The following is a 7,889-nucleotide window of genomic DNA, read 5'->3' as shown; positions in this document are numbered from 1 at the left end:
AGCGAAGCACCGAAGCGAAGCGCAGTGCGGAATGCCCCGACCCTTGCGTCAGCAAGGGGCACGCCCAAAAAATAAAATTATTAAAATTCTCAAAACCTTGCAAAACGCCGAAGTGTGCTCAAATACCGTTGATACGCAAACAGAAGAATACAAAAATTATATCCCCAGCGAATGAAAAACCTACATTTTACGTTTATTGTGGCAAAAGATTGTATTTTTGCCAAAATTGCTTATGACTACCTCACAACTATCTGAACAAGAACTTATCCGCAGAGAAAAATTAGCCCAGCTTATTGCGTTAGGCATAAACCCATATCCTGCGGAGCTATATCCTGTCAATGCTACTGCCAAAGAAATTTTAGAAAACTATGACCCCGAAAAAAACAATTACCAAGAGGTTTGCATAGCAGGGCGGATAATGAGTATCCGTAGCATGGGCAAGGCTTCTTTTGTAGTCATCCAAGACCACACAGGTAGAATACAGGTTTATATTCGCATAGACGATATCTGCCCGACAGAAGACAAAACATTATACAAAGAAGTTTTTGTAAAATTAACCGATATAGGCGATTTTATCGGAATAAAGGGCTACGTGTTCAAAACTAAAACAGGAGAAATTACGGTTCATGCAAAGGAATTCAAGTTTTTAGCTAAGTCGTTGCGTGTTTTACCTATTGTCAAAGAAAAAGATGGCAAAGTATACGATGCTTTTACAGACCCTGAACTTCGTTATCGCATGCGGTATGTGGATTTAATTGTCAATCCCCATGTAAAAGAAATTTTTATTAAGCGTACTAAGCTCATAAACACAATCCGAGAATATCTAAACGCAAAAGGTTATCTAGAGGTAGAAACGCCTATTTTGCAGCCCATTTATGGGGGCGCATCAGCCCGACCGTTCAAAACCTACCATAACGCCTTAGACATGACGTTGTACTTGCGTATTGCAAACGAATTGTATCTAAAACGCTTAATCGTAGGAGGATTTGAAGGTGTTTATGAATTTTCAAAAGATTTTCGTAATGAAGGTATGTCCCGTTTTCACAACCCTGAATTTACTCAAATTGAACTATACGTGGCTTACAAAGACTACTATTGGATGATGGATTTAGTAGAAGAAATGATTGAAAAGGTAGCAATTGAAGTTAATGGAAGTACCCAAGTGAAAGTAGGAGAACATATAATAGATTTCAAAAGGCCTTGGAAACGGTATACAATGTTTGAAGCAATTGAACAATTTACAGGTATTGATATCAGCAACATGGATGAAAGTGAACTTCGGCAAGTAGCCAAAAAACTCAATGTACATGTAGATGACACTATGGGCAAAGGTAAAATTATAGATGAGATATTCAGTGAACATTGCGAAAAGAAACTCATTCAGCCCACTTTTATTATGGACTACCCGATAGAAATGTCGCCCTTGGCTAAAAAACATCGTTCAAAGCCAGGTTTAGTAGAACGCTTTGAGGTAATTTGTAACGGAAAAGAAATTTGTAATTCTTTTTCTGAACTTAATGATCCTATTGACCAACGCGCAAGGTTCATGGAGCAACTAGAGCTTGGCAAACGCGGCGATGAAGAAGCTATGGTGTTAGACGAAGACTTTTTGAGGGCACTAGAGTTTGGCATGCCCCCCACCGCAGGATTAGGTATCGGTATTGACCGCCTGACTATGATTATGACTAACTCGCCATCTATCCAAGAGGTGCTGCTCTTTCCCCAAATGCGTCCTGAACAAGGGCTTGGAAGATACTAAGACATACTCAATGTTAGAGTTACGATTTTTGGAATAGTGTCTTGATAAGATCTAGTCCTGTATCTACCCAATTTCTGCTTAAAAGGTCCATGACAAAGTTCATGGACTTTTCTATAAATACATCTGTCTTCTCAAAGTTTTGGCTTTCATCTTTTGCCCAAAAATGAATGACTGAAACTATCTCTTGAACCATTAAATTAGGATAGTAGGTAGAGAGAAGTATTCTGTCGTGAATTTCACCTTTTTGTGTTCCTTCTGCAATTAGAGTTTCTACATAGGATTTTAAGTCATCCTTGTATTGCTTTAAGACATTCCAATGGTTTTTCAAGATAACTTGTACGAATGAACGGTTTTCTTTCAAACGTTCTACCAATGCGTAAGCATAGCTTAGAAATTTTTCGCGAACAGAATAGTTTGCATAAACTTCTTCTTGAGTTAGTTTTTGTAATAAAATTTGATGAAGTTGCTGCCAATAAAACTGCTCTATTTGATTTAAGTTAGAAAAGTGTGCATAGAATTCGCTTTCTTTTACTCCGATAGCAAAAGAGAATTTACTAATAGTAGCAGGTCTTTTTCCTTCTCTAGACACGTATTCAATGTACTTTTCAAGCAGTTCTGTCTTTTCCATGTTCTTTTTAACGCTACTTGGTTGTATTTAGTTCTACCGTAATATAATTTGCTTCGCAAAGTCCCTTTATGCGAGATATAGTACGTTCAAATTTAAGGGCAATACGCTCTTGATAATCATCATAGCCGACACTTTCTTTGGTATACCACTGATTAAAGTCTTTTTCTGCACTGACATATAAATCTACGTAGTGATTAGATTGATAAATATCATCCAAGAAATTAAGCAAGCGAAGGGCATCAGCCGTAGAGCTGATATTGATGTTTTGTATACTAATTGCTTCGTATTGAGTAAGCATATTTCTGACTTCTCTACGGTCTGTTTCGGTCAAGTAGTGTAACAACTGTGGAAAAGTGAATTGTCTTTTTACTTTGTATTTTTTCAATCTTTCTAACAATAAAGGCTCTGTATCAGACGTGGGACCAATATAAAAAGCTCCTCTTTTAGCTAATTTTACTCTGTAATCTTCTCCATTGATAAAGATAACTTTGTATTGAGAGCGGAATTGACTGGATATAAACTTGTAAAACTTTTCATCTTCATAGCCGCTTTCAATGAAACTTTCAGGGTCAACATTTGAGGTGCAGATTAAAAAAACACCTAAATCATTGAGAAGATGCAAAACACGTATAAATCTTGCGGCATTGCCTGGATCATCTAACTCAATTTCATCTATACAAACTATATCATAGCTATCAGCTAATTTTTTAGCATATTCATCGGGGCGATGCAAGTAACTCATAAATAAAGTACTGGAATGTAAATAAGCACAGCGAATATCCGTAAGCATGTTGATAAAACTACACAAGATATGTGTCTTACCTACACCCACAGGTCCTACTAAATAAATTCCTTTTATATCGTGTTTGCGTTTGAATAGTCTTTGTATGAAGTTGCGGCTATAATATTTTTTCAAGTAATTCATCACCTGATAGGCTTGTTCTATAGCTTCCTTTTGAGAGATAAAACTTTCTGAAATTATGTAGTTATCCAATCGGCAGTGCTTAAAACGTTCAGGAACGTCAAACATAAAGGTGTGGCAAAATTAGAAAAAAAACTGATATTTGCTCATAATTCTCTACTGTATGTTTTCAGAAAGAATCTTCCTTTTTATTGCGTGTTTTGTAGGTTATTTTGACTATTGCGCATTTGGTCAAGATAATCACTACTGGACACAACAGTATGGGGGACGTTCTGCACTTATGGCAGGTGCAGCTGTAGCAGGTGCAAACGATAATTCAGCTATTTTTTACAATCCTTCTTTATTACCTTTTATTGACAAAAAAGAGCTTTCTGTAAGCGCCAACATTTACAAGGCAGAATTTTTTACTTTGGAAAATGGCGCAGGAGATAATTTATCCTTGATTTCTAACCGGTATGATACTTATCCACAAATGATTTCGGGCATTATATTTTTTAAGAAAAATAAAAAACTTCGAGCAGGCTATACCCTACTGACCAAACTAAACACACAAACCCGATTCAATGTTCGGCATGTATTTACTACTGATGTAATTAGCGCTGAACCAGGTTTAGAGGACTATGTTGGCGCTTTTGAGTACAATAACCAAATCAATGAGCAATGGGCAGGGGCTTCTTTGGGATATAAAATTTCGGATCACTTTGCTTTTGGAATAACGCAATTTTTAGCCTATCGCTTTCAGAGCTATCTTTCTAATTCGTACGTGCGTGTATTTCCCGAATCACAAACTTACATGACCTCTTCAGATAACACTATGTTCCTGTCTTACAACGATATAAGAGCAGTTACAAAAGTTGGCTTATGTCGCATTCATCGCAAAAAGCCTTGGCGGTATGGTATGGCTATCACTTTACCTTCTATTCCAATTTTTGGATTAGCTAACGTACAAAGAGAGCAAACCATCATGAACATAGAACGTGCTATTCAAGGCAACCCAAATTATGTTTCTCGTAGTATCACTGATAGACGCACTAACCTTCGCTCGGTGTATGCTACTCCCGCATCTATTGCGTTAGGGGTAGAATACCACGCTAAAAAAGCTAAATATGCCATAGCTATAGAGTACTTTACAAAGCAAAAACGATACTACATTATCAAATCTGATTCTTTGCCACTGCTCAAACCTAACAATGTTTATGTAGCTAACTTAGGCAAATTCCTCTGGCTTAATGAGTATAAAAATCCTGTTACTAACGTAGCAGTAGGTTTTGAACATGAACTTAAAAAGCGGCTTACTATGCAAATGGGTATAAGAACAAACTTTTCCTATTCCTATGTGCTTACGGAAAGTCAATACAGTGAGTATGAAAGTCAAGAGCAGTTTAGTATTTCTAATAATACTTCTGCTTGGGATTTAATTCATTTGAGTATAGGAGGAACTTTACAACGTAAAACAGGTGAAGTAAGTGTAGGGATAGACTATGGTTTTTCCTCAAAAAAATCTGTCGGACAATTTGTAGATTTCAAAAATCCGAAAGCAGAAAATTATTTTTACGGTAATTACGAAACAGATGCTATTCCCAAACTCAACAGCTTGACGGCTATCATTTCATACACTCACTACCTAAAAACCACTCATTAACTAAAAAGCAAAATTTAGTGTCTTGCTTTGTTTTGTTAATTTGAATTAGAATGTTTAGTTTTGTATCGTTAATTTTTAGTTGAGTCATGTACCTTTCAAGCTTTGTCCGCTATTTCATTTTTTTTACTATTGTTGGACTTTCAGGGATACTTTACACAGCTTGTTCAGGTCAAAAAAAAGAGAATAAGAAAGAAAATACCGTTCAACAGGAACAACCACATGCCCATAAAGATACGGTACGGCAAAAGATTGCTAAAACTGTTTCTGTAGATACAAGTAAACATCAAGTTCATCACATTGTAAACAAAGAGCTTGCAGATGCACTTCACTTAGGCAATGAAGGCATAGAATTGGCAAACAAAGGAAAATTTGCTGCTGCCATGGTCAAATGGGAAGAATGCGAAAATAAATGCAGCCTTTTAGAGAAAGATGAAAAGGTTAGAAAAGAATTAGAAGCCGAAAAGTCTACTCGTTCCAAAATATTGTGTAATTATGCCGCAGCAGCGATTAGAATCAATCAAAATTTAGAAAAAGCTATCAAATATCTTGAAAAATCAACCCAAATTAACCCCGAATATGCCAATGCTTATATGCTTTTAGGGGATATTTACACGCTATTAGGCGATAAAACAGAAGCTCAAGCTAACTATAAAAAATTCTTATCTATGCCCAATATCTCAGAAGCAGAAAAAGATTTAGCAGAGCGTAAGCTATCAGGTAGCATCAATAATTTTGTGGTAGAAATCAATCAGGTAGAAAACCCACAAACAGTAAGAGAAAAAAAAGAAAGACTAGACAAATATCATAGAGATGCACAAAGATTTATTAAAAATAACGAAACTAAAAAAGCAATTATTGCTTTGAACATGTACGAAGAAACTTGCACAGAGTACGAAAAAAGTGGATACTTGCGCCAGCATCTTCTAACAGAATTAGCTAAACAGCGAGCAGAAAACTTAATGCAATTAGTCAACCTTTCCCTCAAATCAGGCAAAACTCTGGTAGATATGCGTAAACACATAGAAAAAGCTACCCAAATTGACCCTGAAAATGCAGAAGTTTGGATAAAAATGGGAGATCTATCTGCCGTTCAGTTTGATAAAAGTGCAGCAAAAGAGGCTTATATAAGAGCACAAAAATGTAAGCTAAGCCCTGAACAAAAACAGTACATAGAAGAGAAATTGAAGCTATTGTAAGTCTTTTATACTTTGAGTTAATCCTTTTGTTTAGCATGACAAAAGTATTTTTACAGCAAATTTTGGACTTGCATGAAGCTCGCTATGCGGCAGCCGCAGAAGTAGATTATATTGGCTTCAATTTTGACCCCGTACTTGGCACAGTCTTGACCATAGAAGAAGTCCAAGGTATCCAAGAATGGATTACAGGCGTAAAAAAGGTAGCTATATTTGGAACTGATAACATTCAGGAGATAGAACAGATGCTAAGTAAAATTGACGTAGATGTAGTTCAAATTAACAGTTGGTTACCGCCAAGTACATTAAAAGGTCTTTCTTTACCTATTATTAAAAAAATTCCTGTGGTGCATGATGTGAGCTTTGAACAACTTAATGCTCTAATGTTTCCATACAGCAGTGTAGTAACCTATTTTTTGCTGGATGGTTATAATTATAATATCACTTGGGGCAGCTTTGACAATCAACCTTTTGAATGGAAAGTAATTGCAAAAACATGTCGTGAATATCCTTGTTTTGTGGGATTTAATTTGAATACCGAAACCGCCAAAGAAGTTATTCAACAAGTTAGACCTGCGGGAATAGGGCTGCATAAAGGAGTGAGAAACTCAACCCAAGAACTAGACTTTGATGCCATAGAAAAGATATTAGAATACAAAAACAACTGCTAAATTTACACGAAAGAAAGGGTTTAAAGCTTTGAGAGCAATTATAGTATGATTACTAAAAATGTAGGGATATTTTTACTTTGTATTTTTGCGGCAACTTCTTTGTGGCTTAGTGTAACTCTATCTCGAACGTATAGAGTACAAACAGAAATCCCTGTCAAATATCTTTATCCTGAGAACACTTATCTCATTTTACCGAAAAAGCATCAAGGTGTACGTATTGAGGTAGAAGGGCAAGGATTTGAGATATTACGGTGGCTTTATAGAAAGTATAAAGATACTTTTCAAGTACCGTTAGAATTTACAGCAGGGGCTTTTCAAGCAAATTTACAGTTAGAGCTGAATGTATTTAAGTCTCGCCTTCCTCCCAAAATCACACCTATCGGTGTAAGCCCTAGCAAAGTTTCTTTTGTACCTCAACAAGTTGTAAGAAAAAAAGTACCTGTGGTTTTTCGTTCCAATATTCATGAATTGCCTTACTACAATTACATTGTGGAGCCTAGACTTATCCCTGATTCCGTATGGATATATGGCGCACCTGCACGAGTAGATCGTGTACAAGAATGGCAAACCGAAGTCCTTACTTTGCAGCACAATAAAAGTATTTTTCAAGAGCAGATAGGGCTAGCTACTAATCCTTATGATGACCTGAATATAGAAAAAACGGCCATTTTAGCTCAAGGTGTTATAGGAAAATATACTGAAAATGTGGTCTATAAAGAAATAAAAGTAGTTAATGTTCCTGATTCTGTGGAAGTTCATCTTATTCCCAGACGGTTAGAGATTCGTTACAAAGTTCCTTTAAGCCAATATGAGAAGGTAACTGACAAAGATTTTGATGTACAAATTGACTTACAAAGAATTCACGATAAGGTTTCTAATGCTACGCCTGAAGTATTCTGTAAAGATAAAAGGATTAGAGGTATTCAAATTTATCCGAATAGAGTATATGTAGGTATCCGAAAAAAGCAAGATAGTAGAGAGAAGGTTAAATTTTAATTTTTTTTGGGCGTGCCCTTGCCCACACTTCGCTTGCGCTTGTGTGGGCAAGGTCGGCGTGCTGCGGGCTACGCTCAC

Annotated in this window: 7 protein-coding genes; 5 read left to right on the top strand and 2 right to left on the bottom strand. The window is 36.3% G+C overall.

Annotation, left to right across the window (positions count from 1 at the left end; all coding sequences use genetic code 11):
* The first annotated feature begins 232 nt into the window (after nucleotides 1-232).
* Nucleotides 233-1,759 carry a lysine--tRNA ligase gene (gene lysS / locus NZ519_09665; GenBank protein MCS7029021.1) on the top strand — a complete coding sequence of 509 codons (1,527 nt, stop codon included), beginning with the start codon at nucleotides 233-235 and terminating at the stop codon, nucleotides 1,757-1,759.
* A gap of 19 nt (nucleotides 1,760-1,778) precedes the next feature.
* On the opposite strand, the gene NZ519_09660 is transcribed toward lysS, so the two are convergent.
* Together NZ519_09660 and zapE are read right to left on the bottom strand one after the other, a co-directional pair.
* Nucleotides 1,779-2,387, bottom strand: a complete 609-nt coding sequence (locus NZ519_09660) for a TetR family transcriptional regulator C-terminal domain-containing protein (protein ID MCS7029020.1) — start codon at nucleotides 2,385-2,387, stop codon at nucleotides 1,779-1,781.
* 13 nt (nucleotides 2,388-2,400) lie between these two features.
* The gene (gene zapE / locus NZ519_09655; protein ID MCS7029019.1) at nucleotides 2,401-3,417 is read right to left on the bottom strand and encodes a cell division protein ZapE; all 1,017 of its coding nucleotides are present in this window, start codon (nucleotides 3,415-3,417) and stop codon (nucleotides 2,401-2,403) included.
* A gap of 55 nt (nucleotides 3,418-3,472) precedes the next feature.
* Between zapE and NZ519_09650 the strand changes: the two genes are divergently transcribed.
* From NZ519_09650 to NZ519_09635, 4 genes are all read left to right on the top strand, one after another.
* Entirely contained in the window at nucleotides 3,473-4,951 is a 1,479-nt protein-coding gene (locus NZ519_09650; GenBank protein MCS7029018.1) for a hypothetical protein, read from the top strand.
* 86 nt (nucleotides 4,952-5,037) lie between these two features.
* Entirely contained in the window at nucleotides 5,038-6,147 is a 1,110-nt protein-coding gene (locus NZ519_09645) for a hypothetical protein (protein MCS7029017.1), read from the top strand.
* A 35-nt stretch (nucleotides 6,148-6,182) separates the two neighbouring features.
* Entirely contained in the window at nucleotides 6,183-6,815 is a 633-nt protein-coding gene (locus NZ519_09640) for a hypothetical protein (protein MCS7029016.1), read from the top strand.
* A 45-nt stretch (nucleotides 6,816-6,860) separates the two neighbouring features.
* On the top strand, nucleotides 6,861-7,811 hold the full coding sequence (locus NZ519_09635; GenBank protein ID MCS7029015.1) for a hypothetical protein: 951 nt from the start codon (nucleotides 6,861-6,863) through the stop codon (nucleotides 7,809-7,811).
* The last annotated feature ends 78 nt before the right edge of the window (nucleotides 7,812-7,889 follow it).

It is taken from the genome of Bacteroidia bacterium, from assembly GCA_025056095.1.
Classification (GTDB): Bacteria; Bacteroidota; Bacteroidia; order JANWVE01; family JANWVE01; genus JANWVE01.
Note: the sequence above shows the minus strand (reverse complement) of the source record. Positions and strands in the feature narration are given on the sequence as shown.